Genomic DNA, 13,627 nt, shown 5'->3' with positions numbered 1-13,627 from the left:
TGTGAGGCGTTGAGCTAACCAATACTAATTGCCCGTGAGGCTTGACCATATAACACCCAAGCAATTTGCTTGCTCTAACGAGCACCAGATTGCGGTGTGTGAAGACGAAATGAACCGAAAGTTCGACTCTTGCAAACACCGAAAGCTATCACATACCCAATTTGCTGAAGCGAGGCCAGCTGGCCACGACTCAGTACCCGAATTTCTTGACGACCATAGAGCATTGGAACCACCTGATCCCATCCCGAACTCAGCAGTGAAACGATGCATCGCCGATGGTAGTGTGGGGTTTCCCCATGTGAGAGTAGGTCATCGTCAAGATTAAATTCCGAAACCCCTATCTGCGTATGCAGGTAGGGGTTTTGTTTTTGTCCGCAGGAAAATACCCTCAGCTATTGGCCCGACGACCGACATTGGCGGGTCATTCGGGGGTGGATTGCACTGCTTGTTTTTTACCTCTCGCTACGCATCCCTGCGCTCAAGAGATGATGACTTCTGGCCGATAACCCAGACGGCCAATGTCATTTTCTAAAACTGCCTGGAAATCCTCGATGCTGTCGTATCACCAAAAGCGGTTCCTGATCGTCGATGATTTCTCGGACTTTCGCAGTGCTGTCAGGTCGATGCTCCGGGAGTTGGGGATCAAGGACGTGGATACCGCGGATACCGGCGAGCAAGCGTTGCGCATGTGTTCGCAGAAGTCCTACGATTTCATCCTGCAGGACTTCCACCTGGGTGACGGCAAGAAGAATGGGCAACAGGTGCTCGAAGACTTGATGGTCGAGAAGTTGATCAGTCATGAGAGTGTGTTCGTGATGGTCACTGCCGAGACCAGCCAGGCGATGGTGTTGAGTGCCCTGGAGCACGAGCCTGATGCGTACCTGACCAAGCCGTTCAACCGGTCCGGCCTGGCCCAGCGCCTGGAGCGCCTGGTGCAACGCAAAACCCTGCTCAAGCCGATCCTGCAGGCCCTTGATCGCGGCAAGCCGCTGGAGGTGCTCAATGCCTGTATTGCCCTGTGCAAGCAGGACATTCGCTACTCTCCCCTGTGCCTGCGCTACAGAGCCGATGCACTGCGCGACCTGAACCAGAACGAGGCGCTGGAGCGTCTGTACGACAGCATCATTGCCGACCGACCGTTGCCCTGGGCGTTCGCCGGTCTGGGCAAGCTGTTGTTCAAGCGCGGCCAGATCACCCAGGCCAAGGGCGTGTACGAGAAGGCCCTGAAAGTGTTTCCAATGATGCCCGCGCTCTACGACGGCATGGCCGATGTGCTGGCGGCCGAAGGAGACACTCGCGGCGCCCAGCGGGTGCTGGAAGATGCGATCCGCCTCTCGCCCCTGGCGGTTCGCAGGCAGGCGCAGTTGGGCAAACTGGCGATGACCAACGAGGATTTCGAGACGGCTTCCAAGGCCTATCGCCAGGCGGTGGCGCAAGGTGCCCAGTCTCGCTTCAAGGACGCCGAGAGCAATCTCGGCCTGGCCCATGCCTTGATCAGCAAGGGCAGCGAGAAAGGCCTGGATACCCGCACCCGCCTGGAAATCAACACCACGCTGAGTGCCGTGGCGAAGGACAACCCGTCCGACCCCGGCTTGCAGATCCGTGCGCGCCTGATGAAGGCCACCAGCTTGTTGCTCAACGATGCCGAGACGGCCGAGAAGCTCACCGAGCAGGCGATGCAGCGGCTCGATGGCATGGAGCAGTTCATGAGCGCCGAGGCGGCGCTGCTGGTGGCCAAGCAGTTGCAGATGCTCGGACAGCCCGATGCAGGCGCCAGCATGTTGAAGAACTGTGCGGAAATCTACGGCGACGATCCGGCGGTGATGAAGGGCATCGCCAAATTGACCGATGACCCGGCCATTCTCAATTCCGGCAACCTGGCCGCCGACCTCAACCGTCAGGGCGTGCGGGTGTACAAGACCGGCAACCTGGTGGAAGCCCGTGCGGTGTTCCGCAAAGCCCTGGGGCTGCAGCCGAAGAACATCAGTATCGCACTGAATATGGCGCAGTCACTGCTGCATGGCACCGATACCAGCCTGCCTTCGGCCGAACTCATCGAGTGCCGGACCTGCCTGAAAATGGTTGGCCTGATGCCCGATTCCGATCCGCGCTTCCCGCGCTACCAGAAACTGAAAACCAAGGCGTTCGGCGCATGAACCACAACGACCCGGCACTGGACTTTTCCACGGTAATCGCTTCCACCGTGCACGACATGAAGAACTCCCTGGCGATGCTGATGCAGGCGCACAGCCAATGGTTGGGGCGCTTGCCGGCCCCCGCGCGGCAGGCGCCGGAGCAGGGTGTGATCGAATTCGAGTTCGCCCACCTCAATAGCATGCTGGTGCAACTGTTGGGACTTTACAAAATAGGCATCAACCAGCTGCCGTTGCAGCCGGCCTATCATGAGCTGGACGATTTCATTGAGGCGCAACTGGCCTGTCATCAGGAGGTGTTCGCCAGTCGCGGCATCATGGCCACCTTTGAAGTGGACCCGTTGAGCCCCCTGGGTTTCTTCGACCGCGAACTGATCGCCTCGGTACTGGGAAACTGCATCAACAATGCCATCCGTTACGCTCGCCAGGCGGTGCTGATCAGTGTGAGTGATACGGCTGGGCAACTGGTGATCACGGTCAATGACGATGGCCAGGGGTACTCGCCGCATATGATTGAACGCCAGGCCAATCATGTTCAGGGCATCAACCACACCACCGGCAGTACCGGCCTGGGCCTGTATTTTGCCGCGCGGATTGCTGCACTGCACCAGCGTAATGGCGTGGAAGGGCGCACCGAGATCGGCAACGGCGGCCCGTTGGGCGGCGGTTTGTTCAGCCTCTATCTGCCCTGAGGTAATTTTTGCCTGGCGCTGCTTGATATTCCGAACACGCGGAGCCTATTTTGTACGGGTTGCCCTTCGTGGCTCGCACAACAACAAGGATTGCGTCATGACAACCGATGGCCAGCGCTCACTCGCACAGCGACTGACGGGCATTGATGAAATCGAATGTGTCACGCCGGATTTGAACGGCGTTCCCCGTGGCAAGGTGATGACCGCAGAGGGATTCCTCGAAGGTCGACGCCTGCAGCTGGCGCGGGGGGTGATGCTGCAATGCATCATGGGCGGTTATCCGCCGGCGCGTTTCTACGGCAGTGATGACGGCGACCTGGCGCTGGTGCCGGATCCGGCACAGATCCATCGCCTGCCTTGGAGCAAGCATCCGCGAGCGCTGGCCATTTGTGATGCCGATGAACTCAGTGGCGAAAGCTCGAGCCTGTCGACCCGGGGCCAGCTCAAGGCGGTCATCGCTCGTTATGCCGCCTTGGGCCTGGCGCCGGTGGTGGCAACCGAGCTGGAATTTTTCGTGTTCGCGCCCAACCCTGATCCGACGCTGGGGTTTGAGCCACCGGCCGGCCTGGACGGACGTCGCGAGGACGGACATTGTGCGTTCAGCATCAGCTCCAACAACGGCCTGCGCCCGTTCTTCAGCGAGGTCTACGAATGCATGGCCGCGCTGGGCCTGCCGCGCGATACATTCATGCACGAGATGGGTGTGAGCCAGTTCGAGATCAATTTGCTGCATGGCGATCCTTTGCTGCTGGCCGACCAGACGTTCCTGTTCAAGCACCTGCTCAAGGAAGTCGCGCTCAAGCATGGCCTGATCGTGGTGTGCATGGCCAAGCCGCTGGCGCACACCCCTGGCAGTTCGATGCATATTCATCAAAGCATCGTCGAGATCGGCAGTGGCAAAAATGTGTTCAGTGACGAGGCGGGCGAGCCGACGGCGATGTTCCGTCATTTCATTGCGGGGCAGCAGGCGGGCATGGCGGATTTCACGGCGTTGTTTGCGCCTAATGTGAATTCCTACCAGCGCTTGTGCCATCCGTTTGCGTCGCCGAATAATGCCTGCTGGTCCCATGACAATCGCTCGGCAGGCTTGCGCATTCCCGCCAGTTCACCGGTCGCCCGTCGGGTCGAGAATCGCTTGCCGGGGGCGGATGCCAACCCGTACCTGGCCATCGCCGCGAGCCTGGCCGCCGGGCTGCATGGCATTGAAAACCAGCTGGAACCGAGCGAGCCGATCCAGGGTGAATTCCAGGTGCCGGATAATCTTTCGTTGCCCTGTACCTTACATGCCGCTCTCGAGCGTCTGAAACGTAGTCAATTGGCGAAGGAACTGTTTGGCACTGAGTTCATCGAAGGCTACGTCGCTTCGAAGACCCTTGAGTTGACCAGCTTCTTCGACGAAATTACGCCCTGGGAGCGTCGTGTCCTGGCCGCCCAGGCCTGACGAATCAGCGCCATCGGGCTATCTTTTCGGATAGCCCGACACTTACTGCAAGGAGCCGCTCGGAACGCCGATGCGCCAAATCTGGAAATCCTTTCGAGCGCTTTATTTCGCCTCGCTGATGATGTTGATCGGCTCAGGCTTGTTGAGTACTTATCTGGGCCTGCGCCTGGCCGCCGACAATGTCGACAGCCTGTGGGTGGGTGCCTTGATGGCGGCCAACTATTTCGGCCTGGTGCTGGGTGGCAAGATCGGCCACCGGCTGATCGCCCGGGTCGGGCATATCAGGGCCTATGCGACCTGTGCCGGTATCGTCGGTGCTGCGGTGCTCGGTCATGGATTGATCGACTGGCTGCCCGCCTGGCTGTTCCTGCGGGTGATTGTCGGCCTGGGCATGATGTGCCAGTACATGGTCATCGAAAGCTGGCTCAATGAGCAGGCCGAAGCCAAGCAGCGTGGCCTGGTGTTCAGCGGCTACATGATTGCCTCGTACCTGGGATTGGTGCTGGGTCAGTTGATTCTGGTCATGCACCCGGCGCTGGGCCTGGAGTTGTTGATGCTGGTCGCCCTGTGCTTCGCCCTGTGCCTGGTGCCGGTGGCCCTGACCCGGCGGATTCACCCCGCCCCCCTGCATCCTGCGCCCATGGAGCCGCGATTCTTTATCAAGCGGGTGCCGCAGTCACTCAGCACGGTGCTGGGCGCGGGCCTGATCGTCGGTTCGTTCTACGGCCTGGCGCCGCTGTATGCCTCGCAGCAAGGGCTGTCCACCGAGCAGGTCGGTCTGTTCATGGGTAGCTGCATTTTTGCCGGCCTGCTGGTGCAGTGGCCGCTGGGCTGGCTGTCCGATCGCTATGACCGGGCGCTGTTGATCCGCTGCTTTGCGTTCAGCCTGGCGGTGGCCGCGTTGCCGTTGGCGATCCTCAAGCAAGTGCCGCTGGAGGTGCTGTTCATCGCCGGGTTCTTCTGCTCGCTGGTGCAGTTCTGCCTGTATCCATTGGCCGTGGCCTTCTCCAATGACCACGTCGAAGGTGATCGCCGGGTCTCTCTGACCGCGATGCTGCTGGTGACCTATGGCGTGGGTGCGAGTATCGGGCCTTTGGTGGCAGGGGTCTTGATGAAGCTGTTCGGCAGCCAGATGCTGTATGCGTTCTTCAGCTTCTTCGCGCTGGTGCTGGTGTGGCGAATCCGCCCGAAAGCGGTGACCAACCTGCACCAGGTCGACGACGCGCCGCTGCATCACGTGGCGATGCCGGACAGCATGTCGAGTTCGCCATTGGTAGCGGCGCTCGATCCGCGGGTGGATGAGCAGGTGGTGCAGGATCAGATGCAGAATCCGGTTGCGCCTGAGCCTGAGCCTGAGGTGGGACCAGAGCTGGAACCAGAGCCGAAATCTGAAACGGATGAACCCTCGGGCGACGACCCGGATGAGGGGCGTGAACAGAGCTTTACCGAAGCGCGTCCTTAAGTTCGGCGCATAAAAAAACGGGCAGTCACCGCAAGGGACTGCCCGTTTTTATTGGCGCCTGTATCAGAGGTCGTCTTTATCGAATCGGCGGGCTTCGCGCTGCAGCTGATAGACAAAGCGCTCGACCTGGCGCTGCACCAGGCCGCTCATGTTGTGAAAGCGCACGCCGGCGAAGGTGGTGGAAATTTTCTCTTCGAAATGCAGGTAACGCAGTTCAACCGGGGCAGTCATTTTGCCGAACGGCAGGGCAGCCATGAAACGGTCGTAGACCTGGCCCAGTTGCAGGTTGCCGCCGATGTCGCCGTCGAAACGCAATTTGCAGCCGGTGGCGGAGATGTCGAGCAACTTGCCCTTGATCGGCGCCTTGAGTTTTTCACCGTCCAGGTCCACGTCCACCAGTTGCGCCAGCTTCAATGCCGCGCGGAAGGCGTTGCGGCGCTGGTGGTATACCACTTCGTCCGGCAGGGGGCCGTGATAGCAGCGGCTGCCACTGGTTTCGTCGATGGTCAGCGCGCCGTTGCTTTCCCAGGCGATTCGCACGCCGTCGTGAAAGCCTTCGACCTTGAACGGCTCGCCTGCCAGCAGGAAACGTTCGCCGTCACGGGGGATCATTTCGTCCAGGGCCATGGTGCCGTTGTCACGGTCAATCCCCACCAGATAACTCTGGAAGCGTTGGGCGCGCTCGTGAAACGTGATGATCAGCGGGTCGTGGCTGTCTTGCAGCTGACGAAGGGTGCCGGAGATCTCAAGGGGCGTGGTGAGCACCTTGGGTGGCTGCGGAGCATCATCCGCGCTTGAGGCATTGAACACGGTTCATCAATCTCCAGACAAAATTTGACAGCTGCTTGCCGGCATTTTGCCAGCATGTTTCTCGTCTTGATAGTGCGGGCTCGATGTCAGGTTCAGGCCTGACTGAGGGGACCCCGTTTCGCCAGGGTGGAGGTTGAACCGCGCGCGTCGTAAAGCGCGGGTGTGTCGCCGCCATGAAGGATTTTCAGCTGGGTGGCCGTGGCGGCCTGTTGCATCATGATGGACCGGCCATTGTGCACGTTGGCGTCCTGGCACTGGGCCAGGAGATCGGTCAGCACATCACTTTGCGACAACAGGCGGTCGCCAACGCTTGACTGGCTGGCCAGTTGCTCCAGCCCCTGTCGATTGAGCGGCAGGTTGAGGCTGGCAAGGATTTCGCTGCGCTTGCGGCCATGCTGTTCCAGCAAAATGATCAGTGCCTGCTTGCGCGCCAGAATATCCTCGAGCAGACGCATGTCGCGACCATGCAAGGCGAGGGACTCGGTTTGCAGTAGCTCGAACAATTGTTGCGCTGGTGCAAAGTCGTCGATGATCAGTTGTAGTAATTGGGTATCGTGCATGGCTAGCCTTGGGTTTTAAGCGTCCAAAAGCCTGGCGCAGACCGGAGCCTAGCGCTGGTGTTCGAAGTTGATCAGTTTGCTGGCTACGCTTTTGCTGTCGACTTTATAGCTGCCATCGGCAATCGCTGCTTTCAACTCGGCCACGCGGGCTTTGTCGACTTCAGGCTGATCGCGCAGCTTGTCAGTGACCTTCTGCAACTGCTGGGCCTCATTACTGAAATGTACCGATTCTCCGCTTTTCACGGTAGTGGCTTCCGGTGCCGGGGTATTCAGCGGCGCAGCCTTGGCATTTTCAGCCGCTTCCTTGCTGGCACTGGTACGTGTACTGCCCTTTAGTGGCAGAGCGCTGTTCGATGAGTTGAAATCGATGACCATGATAAAAAACCTCTGGGTATTTGGACGCTTGCCATGTTTTCGGCCATACCCGAGAAAACTTTAGGCCCATTTATCAATGAGCTTGCGCGCGTCAGCGCTGGCCCCTGCACGCCCTAGTTTAGGGAACAGTCGCAGGGTGCGCCATCTCTTCAAGCGGCTGCTTGCCAGGCCCGGCCTCTACATGGCGACTTCCACCTGGCCGGGCGCGATCACTTGCGCCTTGATGACTCGCTGGGAATTGAGGTTTTTCACGCGGATCTGATCGCGCAACCCGCCATTGGACAGCGCCTCGCCGGGCATGCGTACGCTGAGCGTGCCGCTGCGGGCGGTGATCACCACCTGGTCACCCTTGCTGATGACTTCCGCCTGTTCGATGTTCACCAGGGTGACCAGCTGATCGGCGACCATTGGTCGGGTCAACTTCTGTCCGATCGCCTGGTCCAGGGACGTCAGGTAGCCCTGGCTGATCAGGCTGATGTCGCGCTCGCGCAACATGACGTCTTCAGGTTCGATGACCCCGAGGCGTCGCAGCGGCCGAGTGGCGGTGACGACTTCGCGAAACAGGCGGACCTGCGCCGGCACGAAAACCGTCCACGGAGAGGCGCCTTCGCAACGAACTTTGACCGTGACACGCCCCAAGGGCCTGGCCGGGCTTTCAAGGCTGGCTGTCAATTCCCTGTCGCACATCGGCATGCGAAGGCGCGGGTCGAGTTGGTTGACTTCGATTTCATATCGACCCTCGGTCTGACTGGTCGCCAAATAGTCTTCTACGGTGAATTCAAGAAAACCCTGGGTCACGCCGATAAGCATGTCAGGCAAGGTAACCGAGTCGGCAAGGGCAGGGCTGCCAGCGTTAAACAGGCAGGCAGCCGCCGTCGCGCACAGCAATGTGTGCAAATGTGCGGTCAGGCGTCGGAAAAATGTCGGTTCTGTGCTCATAAGAGTTAAAAAGCAAGCGCCGTGCCGTTTAGCAATGAATGTGCGTCGCAACACACTTAAGCGTTGGTGTTAGGGGGTCTGGGCATGGCTGGTGTAATGGATTCGGTAAACCAGCGCACGCAACTGGTAGGGCAGAATCGCCTGGAGCTGTTGTTGTTCCGTCTCGACGGCCAGCAGCTCTATGGGATCAACGTATTCAAGGTTCGTGAGGTGCTGCAATGCCCCAAGCTGACCGTGATGCCCAAATCCAATCCTGTCGTGTGCGGTGTAGCGAGTATTCGGGGGGCAACCATTCCGATTCTCGATTTGGCGATGGCGACCGGTGCCGGTCGGTTGCTGGATCAAAGCAATCCCTTCGTGATCATCACGGAGTACAACACCAAGACCCAGGGGTTCCTGGTGCGCTCGGTGGAGCGAATCGTCAACATGAACTGGGAGGAGATCCATCCGCCACCCAAGGGCACCGGCCGCGATCATTACCTGACGGCTGTGACCCGGGTCGACAATCAGTTGGTCGAAATCATCGACGTGGAGAAAGTGCTGGCGGAAGTGGCACCCACGCCGGAAGCGATTTCCGTTGGTGTGGTGGACGTCGAGACCCAGCACAAGGCCCTGTCTTTGCGGGTGCTGACGGTTGATGACTCGTCCGTGGCACGCAAGCAGGTATCGCGTTGTCTACAGACGGTCGGTGTGGAAGTCGTGGCGTTGAACGACGGTCGGCAGGCCCTGGATTACCTGCGCAAGCTGGTGGACGAAGGGAAGAAGCCGGAAGAAGAGTTTCTGATGATGATTTCCGACATCGAGATGCCGGAAATGGACGGCTATACCCTGACCGCCGAGATCCGCAGCGACCCACGCATGCAAAAGCTTCATATCATCCTGCATACTTCGTTGTCGGGTGTGTTCAATCAGGCGATGGTCAAGAAAGTCGGTGCCGATGACTTCCTGGCCAAATTCCGTCCTGATGACCTGGCATCCCGGGTAGTCGACCGGATCAAAGCAGCAGATATCAGCTAGGGGCCTTTTGCTCCTGGCGATCAATACGAGTTAAGAGGCGGCACCATTGTCTACGGGTAATTTGGATTTCGAACAGTTCCGGGTATTCCTGGAAAAAGCCTGTGGCATTTTGCTCGGTGAAAACAAGCAATACCTGGTGTCCAGCCGCCTCAACAAACTGATGGAGCAGCAAGGCATCAAGTCCCTGGGGGAGCTGGTCCAGCGCATCCAGACCCAACCGCGCAGTGGTCTGCGCGAGATGGTGGTCGATGCCATGACGACCAACGAAACCTTGTGGTTTCGTGACACTTATCCGTTTGAAGTGCTGAAGAACAAGGTGCTGCCGGAAGCGATCAAAGCCGCTCCTGGTCAGCGCCTGCGGATCTGGTCGGCTGCCTGTTCGTCGGGGCAGGAACCGTACTCGTTGTCGATGTCGATCGATGAGTTCGAGCGGGTCAACCTGGGTCAGTTGAAGATGGGGGTGCAGATCGTTGCCACCGACCTTTCCGGCACCATGCTGACCAACTGCAAGACGGGCGAATACGACAGCCTGGCCATCGGTCGCGGCCTGTCGCCGGAACGTTTGCAGCGCTATTTCGACCCGAAAGGGCCGGGGCGCTGGGCCATCAAGGCGCCGATCAAAAGCCGCGTGGAGTTTCGCTCGTTCAACCTGCTGGACAGCTACGCGGCGCTGGGCAAGTTCGACATCGTGTTCTGTCGCAATGTGCTGATCTACTTTTCCGCTGAGGTTAAGAAGGACATTCTGCTGCGGATCCACAGTACGTTGAAACCGGGTGGGTATTTGTTCCTGGGCGCTTCCGAGGCACTCAATGGTTTGCCGGATCACTACCAGATGGTTCAGTGCAGCCCGGGGATTATTTACCAGGCGAAGTGATGCAAAGCGCCAGGCATAAAGAAAACGGGAGTCCTCAAGGACTCCCTTTTTTTATGCCTGGCGCTTTGCATCACGTAGGAGCTGCCGAAGGCTGCGATCTTTTGATCCTGTTTTTTCAGATCAAGATCAAAAGATCGCAGCCTTCGGCAGCTCCTACAGGAGATGTCTAACTGGAACAAGCGGCAGAAAAGCGGCAGGCAGCGGAAACCCGTTGCCGCTTTTCTGTCGTTGCCACAGGGGCCCGTGCCCGCAAAGCCCCGGTTTACGGGGTTTTTTCAATTGGCACGCCGCTTGCTATGTCCATCCTACGAAAATCCGGTCACCCGAAGGTTTCCCGACATGAGCATCAGCTTCGATAAAGCGCTCGGTATCCACGAACAGGCGTTGAACTTCCGCGCCCAGCGTGCCGAAGTCCTGGCCAACAACATCGCCAACGCCGACACCCCGAACTACAAGGCGCGGGACCTGGACTTCTCCAAAGTGCTCGCCGAGCAGAGCGAGAAAACCAAGGGCGGCGGATTTGCGCTGAACATGACCAACAGCCGGCATATCGAGGCCCAAGGCCTGGGCAGCGGCGACGAGTCGCTGTTGTACCGCACGCCGATGCAGCCATCGATTGACCAGAACACCGTGGACGCCCAGCTCGAACAGTCGAACTACGCGCAGAACTCGGTCAACTTCCAGGCCAGTTTCACCCTGCTCAACAGCAAATTCAAAGGGCTGATTTCAGCCTTGCGAGGAGAATAAATCATGTCCCTGTCCAGTGTTTTCAACATTGCCGGTAGCGGCATGAGTGCCCAGACCACTCGCCTGAACACCGTCGCCAGTAACATCGCCAACGCCGAGACCGTGTCGTCCAGCCTGGACCAGACCTACCGCGCACGGCACCCGGTATTCGCCACCATGTTCCAGGGTGCGCAGAGCGGCGGCAGCGATTCATTGTTCCAGAACCAGGACGGGGCCGGTCAGGGCGTGCAGGTGCTGGGCGTGGTCGAGGACCAGAGCAATCTGGAAGCCCGCTACGAACCCAACCATCCGTCTGCTGACGCCAAGGGCTACGTCTACTACCCGAACGTCAACGTGGTGGAGGAAATGGCCGACATGATTTCCGCGAGTCGTTCGTTCCAGACCAACGCCGAAATGATGAACACCGCCAAAACCATGATGCAGAAGGTCCTGACGCTCGGTCAGTGATAAGGGGCAACTCAGATGAGTGTTACCGATACGACAAGCAGCTTGAGCCTCAACGACATTCTGGCCAACTCCTCCGTCAAGAACACCTCCACCACCAGTGATGGCCTGGCTTCGGCCACCGGCAGTGCCGCCGGCAAGAAGGCCCTGGGCAAAGATGCGTTCCTGCAATTGCTGGTCACCCAGCTGAAGAACCAGAACCCGCTCGAGCCTCAGGACAACGGCGAGTTCGTCGCTCAGTTGGCGCAGTTTAGCAGCCTGGAAGGCATCACTACGCTTAACGACACCGTGAGTGGCATTGCCGGCAACTACAACTCGTCCCAGGCGCTGCAGGCCTCGTCGCTGGTGGGTCGTTCGGTGATTGCCCCGGGCGACAAGGCCGTGGTTGATACCTCCAAGAGCATGACGGGCACCGTGGCCATTCCGACGTCCGTGCCGGCCGCCACGCTGAAGATTACCGACAAGGACGGCACGGTCGTGCGCACCATCGACATGGGCAGCCAGGTAGCCGGCAACGCGAGCTTCATCTGGGACGGCAAGGACAACGCCGGCAAGACGGTCGAATCGGGTACTTACACTTTTGCAGCATCAGCCACCATCGACAGTCAGGCGGTTTCCCTGGTCACCAACCTGCCGGCCACCGTCAACAGCGTGACCATCAGCCAGACCGGTGGCGAGTTGATGCTCAACCTGGCGGGCCTGGGCAGCATCGCCCTGTCCAAAGTACAAACTATTGGTATGTAAAGCCGACTAACCCGGCATAAAGGAGTGAACCATGTCTTTCAATATCGGCCTTAGCGGTCTCTTTGCAGCCAACAAACAACTGGACGTCACCGGCAACAACATCGCCAACGTCGCGACCACAGGTTTCAAGTCGTCCCGTGCGGAATTTGAAGATGTCTACTCGGCGAGCAAGCTGGGTTCCGGAAGCAAGACCGTAGGCAGCGGTGTACGCCTGGCCAACGTGTCGCAGCAATTCACCCAGGGTGATATCACCAACACCGGCAACGTGCTGGACATGGGCATCAACGGCTCCGGTTTCTTCGTGTTGAACGACAGCGGTTCGCTGTCCTACACCCGCGCCGGCACGTTCAAGGTCGACAGCGAAGGCTACGTTACCAACACCGACGGCACTGCGCGCCTGCAGGGCTATGGCGTGGATGCCAATGGCAAGATCCAGAACGGTATGTTGACTGATCTGCGCATCGACACGTCCAACCTGGCGCCGAAGACCACCGACGCGATCTCGTCCACGATCAACCTGAACTCCACGGACAAGGTGATCGACCAAACGATTGCCACGAACAAGTTCGACCCGACCAAGGCCGAAACCTACAGCAAGAAATTCAACACGCCGATTTACGACAGCCAGGGCAATTCCCACGTCATGGAGCAATTCATGGTCAAGACCGGTCCGAACACGTGGGACAACTACACCCTGATCGATGGCCGCAACATGGACGGCAGCCTGTCCACTCCGCAGCCCTCGACGCTGAGTTTCGACTCTGCCGGCAAGCTGACCCAAATCAGCACGCCCGTGACTCCGCCGACCACACCGCCAACCTCGACCCTCGGCAATGATCTGAAGGTGACCAACTGGGTGCCGGGCACCGTCACCGACGGCGTCTGGACGGCCAACGGCGCAGCCGCCAACCCTGATGGCATGACTATCGCCATGGGCAATACCACGCAGTACAACGCCGACACTGCGCGTTCAATTCCAGTGCAGAACGGTTATGCCACCGGCCAGATCACCAACCTGACCATCGACGGCAGCGGCGTATTGCTGGCCAACTTCAGCAACTACCAGACCAAGCCGATCGGTCAGATTTCTCTGGCGAGCTTCACCAACGAACAAGGCTTGCAAGCGGTAGGTGGCACCAGCTGGAAAGAGACCTACTCGTCGGGTATCGCGGGCTACGATTCGCCGGACACCGGCAGTCTGGGCACGATCCGCTCCAACTCGCTGGAAGAGTCCAACGTCAACGTGACCAACGAGCTGGTCGACCTGATCAAGGCGCAGAGCAACTATCAGGCGAACGCGAAGACCATCTCGACCCAGAGCACTTTGATGCAGACCATTATTCAGATGACTTGATGGTGCAGTGCTGGA

Annotated in this window: 14 protein-coding genes and 1 rRNA gene; 11 read left to right on the top strand and 4 right to left on the bottom strand. The window is 59.1% G+C overall.

Going from position 1 to position 13,627, the window contains the following annotated elements; translation table 11 throughout:
• The first annotated feature begins 205 nt into the window (after positions 1–205).
• The 5 genes from rrf to UB23_RS24360 all read left to right on the top strand — a co-directional run bounded on the left by rrf (position 206) and on the right by UB23_RS24360 (position 5,748).
• Positions 206–321 (top strand): 5S ribosomal RNA (gene rrf / locus UB23_RS24380).
• 230 nt (positions 322–551) lie between these two features.
• On the top strand, positions 552–2,156 hold the full coding sequence (locus UB23_RS24375; protein ID WP_045061814.1) for a tetratricopeptide repeat-containing response regulator: 1,605 nt from the start codon (positions 552–554) through the stop codon (positions 2,154–2,156).
• Positions 2,153–2,845: a sensor histidine kinase gene (locus tag UB23_RS24370; protein WP_045061813.1), complete on the top strand. Its 693-nt coding sequence runs from the start codon at positions 2,153–2,155 to the stop codon at positions 2,843–2,845. The genes UB23_RS24375 and UB23_RS24370 overlap by 4 nt, the downstream gene beginning before the upstream one ends.
• A gap of 199 nt (positions 2,846–3,044) precedes the next feature.
• Positions 3,045–4,286, top strand: a complete 1,242-nt coding sequence (locus UB23_RS24365; RefSeq protein ID WP_177328592.1) for a glutamine synthetase family protein — start codon at positions 3,045–3,047, stop codon at positions 4,284–4,286.
• Between the two features lie 70 nt (positions 4,287–4,356).
• Positions 4,357–5,748: an MFS transporter gene (locus tag UB23_RS24360; RefSeq protein WP_045061811.1), complete on the top strand. Its 1,392-nt coding sequence runs from the start codon at positions 4,357–4,359 to the stop codon at positions 5,746–5,748.
• A 63-nt stretch (positions 5,749–5,811) separates the two neighbouring features.
• Here the strand turns inward: UB23_RS24360 and UB23_RS24355 are convergent, their stop codons facing one another.
• The 4 genes from UB23_RS24355 to flgA all read right to left on the bottom strand — a co-directional run bounded on the left by UB23_RS24355 (position 5,812) and on the right by flgA (position 8,432).
• Positions 5,812–6,558 (bottom strand): flagellar brake protein, encoded by a 747-nt coding sequence (locus UB23_RS24355; RefSeq protein WP_045061810.1) that lies wholly within the window; start codon positions 6,556–6,558, stop codon positions 5,812–5,814.
• Positions 6,559–6,650: 92 nt separating this feature from the next.
• Entirely contained in the window at positions 6,651–7,118 is a 468-nt protein-coding gene (locus UB23_RS24350; protein ID WP_045061809.1) for a flagella synthesis protein FlgN, read from the bottom strand.
• A gap of 48 nt (positions 7,119–7,166) precedes the next feature.
• Positions 7,167–7,493 (bottom strand): flagellar biosynthesis anti-sigma factor FlgM, encoded by a 327-nt coding sequence (gene flgM, locus UB23_RS24345; RefSeq protein ID WP_045061808.1) that lies wholly within the window; start codon positions 7,491–7,493, stop codon positions 7,167–7,169.
• Between the two features lie 177 nt (positions 7,494–7,670).
• Complete coding sequence (gene flgA, locus UB23_RS24340; RefSeq protein ID WP_045061807.1) at positions 7,671–8,432, bottom strand: flagellar basal body P-ring formation chaperone FlgA; 762 nt, start codon at positions 8,430–8,432, stop codon at positions 7,671–7,673.
• A gap of 84 nt (positions 8,433–8,516) precedes the next feature.
• On the opposite strand from flgA, the gene UB23_RS24335 reads away from it, so the two are divergent.
• The 6 genes from UB23_RS24335 to flgE all read left to right on the top strand — a co-directional run bounded on the left by UB23_RS24335 (position 8,517) and on the right by flgE (position 13,612).
• The gene (locus UB23_RS24335; RefSeq protein WP_045061806.1) at positions 8,517–9,449 is read left to right on the top strand and encodes a chemotaxis protein CheV; all 933 of its coding nucleotides are present in this window, start codon (positions 8,517–8,519) and stop codon (positions 9,447–9,449) included.
• Between the two features lie 46 nt (positions 9,450–9,495).
• Positions 9,496–10,323, top strand: a complete 828-nt coding sequence (gene cheR / locus UB23_RS24330) for a protein-glutamate O-methyltransferase CheR (protein WP_045061805.1) — start codon at positions 9,496–9,498, stop codon at positions 10,321–10,323.
• A gap of 339 nt (positions 10,324–10,662) precedes the next feature.
• Positions 10,663–11,070 (top strand): flagellar basal body rod protein FlgB, encoded by a 408-nt coding sequence (gene flgB / locus UB23_RS24325; protein ID WP_045061804.1) that lies wholly within the window; start codon positions 10,663–10,665, stop codon positions 11,068–11,070.
• 3 nt (positions 11,071–11,073) lie between these two features.
• Positions 11,074–11,517: a flagellar basal body rod protein FlgC gene (gene flgC / locus UB23_RS24320; RefSeq protein ID WP_045061803.1), complete on the top strand. Its 444-nt coding sequence runs from the start codon at positions 11,074–11,076 to the stop codon at positions 11,515–11,517.
• Between the two features lie 15 nt (positions 11,518–11,532).
• Positions 11,533–12,258, top strand: coding sequence for a flagellar hook assembly protein FlgD (flgD, locus tag UB23_RS24315; protein ID WP_045061802.1), 726 nt, complete (start codon positions 11,533–11,535; stop codon positions 12,256–12,258).
• Between the two features lie 31 nt (positions 12,259–12,289).
• Positions 12,290–13,612, top strand: coding sequence for a flagellar hook protein FlgE (gene flgE, locus UB23_RS24310; protein ID WP_045061801.1), 1,323 nt, complete (start codon positions 12,290–12,292; stop codon positions 13,610–13,612).
• The last annotated feature ends 15 nt before the right edge of the window (positions 13,613–13,627 follow it).

The sequence above is a fragment of the Pseudomonas sp. ES3-33 genome (genome assembly GCF_000952175.1).
Taxonomy (GTDB): domain Bacteria; phylum Pseudomonadota; class Gammaproteobacteria; order Pseudomonadales; family Pseudomonadaceae; genus Aquipseudomonas; species Aquipseudomonas gregormendelii.
This window is presented reverse-complemented; position numbering and strand designations above follow the sequence as displayed.

What these genes read in the sequence shown, in the direction of transcription:
- flgB (WP_045061804.1), top strand. Translation starts at nt 10,663, where the DNA reads ATGAGCATCAGCTTCGATAAAGCGCTCGGTATCCACGAACAGGCGTTG.
- UB23_RS24350 (WP_045061809.1), bottom strand. Translation starts at nt 7,118, where the DNA reads ATGCACGATACCCAATTACTACAACTGATCATCGACGACTTTGCACCA.
- flgE (WP_045061801.1), top strand. Translation starts at nt 12,290, where the DNA reads ATGTCTTTCAATATCGGCCTTAGCGGTCTCTTTGCAGCCAACAAACAA.
- UB23_RS24360 (WP_045061811.1), top strand. Translation starts at nt 4,357, where the DNA reads ATGCGCCAAATCTGGAAATCCTTTCGAGCGCTTTATTTCGCCTCGCTG.
- UB23_RS24335 (WP_045061806.1), top strand. Translation starts at nt 8,517, where the DNA reads ATGGCTGGTGTAATGGATTCGGTAAACCAGCGCACGCAACTGGTAGGG.
- UB23_RS24365 (WP_177328592.1), top strand. Translation starts at nt 3,045, where the DNA reads ATGACCGCAGAGGGATTCCTCGAAGGTCGACGCCTGCAGCTGGCGCGG.
- UB23_RS24370 (WP_045061813.1), top strand. Translation starts at nt 2,153, where the DNA reads ATGAACCACAACGACCCGGCACTGGACTTTTCCACGGTAATCGCTTCC.
- flgC (WP_045061803.1), top strand. Translation starts at nt 11,074, where the DNA reads ATGTCCCTGTCCAGTGTTTTCAACATTGCCGGTAGCGGCATGAGTGCC.
- flgD (WP_045061802.1), top strand. Translation starts at nt 11,533, where the DNA reads ATGAGTGTTACCGATACGACAAGCAGCTTGAGCCTCAACGACATTCTG.
- flgA (WP_045061807.1), bottom strand. Translation starts at nt 8,432, where the DNA reads ATGAGCACAGAACCGACATTTTTCCGACGCCTGACCGCACATTTGCAC.
- UB23_RS24375 (WP_045061814.1), top strand. Translation starts at nt 552, where the DNA reads ATGCTGTCGTATCACCAAAAGCGGTTCCTGATCGTCGATGATTTCTCG.
- flgM (WP_045061808.1), bottom strand. Translation starts at nt 7,493, where the DNA reads ATGGTCATCGATTTCAACTCATCGAACAGCGCTCTGCCACTAAAGGGC.